Origin of the sequence: Haemophilus sp. UMB1048, assembly GCF_030218125.1 — a bacterium.
Taxonomy (GTDB): domain Bacteria; phylum Pseudomonadota; class Gammaproteobacteria; order Enterobacterales; family Pasteurellaceae; genus Haemophilus_D.
Genome location: NZ_JASOPB010000060.1, coordinates 1 through 307 on the forward strand (window position 1 = coordinate 1; position 307 = coordinate 307).

The 307-nt window shown below is 57.7% G+C and carries 1 pseudogene; it reads left to right on the plus strand.

Annotation, left to right across the window (positions count from 1 at the left end):
* Positions 1–307 (plus strand): annotated as a pseudogene (locus tag QP437_RS09865) (arginine decarboxylase); the annotation flags it as partial.

Genomic DNA, 307 nt, shown 5'->3' on the forward strand with positions numbered 1-307 from the left:
GGCGTCAATATTCAGTGCTTCGACGTCGGCGGCGGTCTGGGCGTGGACTATGAAGGCACCCGTTCTCAGTCTGACTGCTCCGTAAACTACGGCCTCAATGAATACGCCAACAACATCATCTGGGCGATTGGTGATGCGTGTGAAGAAAATGGTCTGCCACATCCGACGGTAATCACCGAATCGGGTCGTGCGGTGACTGCGCATCACACCGTGCTGGTGTCGAATATCATCGGCGTGGAACGTAACGAATACACGGTGCCGACCGCGCCTGCAGAAGACGCACCGCGCGCCCTGCAAAGCATGTGGG